This window comes from Pseudomonas sp. BN411 (assembly GCF_029871235.1).
In the GTDB taxonomy this organism is placed as follows: Bacteria; Pseudomonadota; Gammaproteobacteria; order Pseudomonadales; family Pseudomonadaceae; genus Metapseudomonas.
In genome coordinates this window covers 1-511 of record NZ_SSOM01000007.1, presented here as the reverse complement: position 1 = coordinate 511, position 511 = coordinate 1, and the positions used below count along the sequence as shown (strand labels likewise).

The following is a 511-nucleotide window of genomic DNA, read 5'->3' as shown; positions in this document are numbered from 1 at the left end:
CGGGTTGGAGCAGTAGGGGCACTGCAGCGGGCAGCGGTAGGTCAGCTCGGCCAGCAGCCAGAACGGCGGCCCCGGCTGGTTTTCAGGCTTCGAGTTGCAACCAGAACTGGGCATGGGCCACCTCGATAAAGGCCAGGATGTCTTCGTTCAGACCGGGAACGTCCGGAAAGCGTCGGCGTAGATCGAGGATGATCTGCGCCACCGAACGCTCGCCATCCACCAGCCGCAGGATTTCCCCGGCGCTCTCGTTCAACCGCACCATGCCCTCCGGATAGAGCAGCACATGGCAGCCCTGGGCCGGCTCCCATTGCAGGCGAAAGCCACGGCGCAGGTGGGGCACCTGCTTGAGGTCGAAATCACTCATAGGGCAATCCCCCGGTGCCAGACCCGCTGGCGGGTCACGGTGTGATACGGCGGGCGCTCCAGCTCGTAGGCCATGCTCATGGCATCGAGCATGCTCCACAGCACGTCCAGCTTGAACTGCAGGATCTCCAGCATGCGCTGCTGGGCC

The 511-nt window shown here is 64.6% G+C and carries 2 protein-coding genes and 1 pseudogene; all 3 read right to left on the bottom strand.

Features of this window, described 5'->3' with window-relative positions; genetic code table 11:
- Positions 1-114, bottom strand: a 114-nt coding sequence (locus E8F06_RS00060; RefSeq protein ID WP_280362966.1) for a hypothetical protein, incomplete at its 3' end; no start/stop codon positions are given.
- A complete protein-coding gene (pqqD, locus tag E8F06_RS00055) occupies positions 83-364 on the bottom strand; it encodes a pyrroloquinoline quinone biosynthesis peptide chaperone PqqD (RefSeq protein ID WP_151133497.1) in 282 nt (93 codons plus the stop codon). The genes E8F06_RS00060 and pqqD, both read right to left, overlap by 32 nt.
- A pseudogene (locus E8F06_RS00050) lies at positions 361-511 on the bottom strand (pyrroloquinoline quinone biosynthesis protein C); the annotation flags it as partial. The pseudogene E8F06_RS00050 and the gene pqqD, both read right to left, overlap by 4 nt.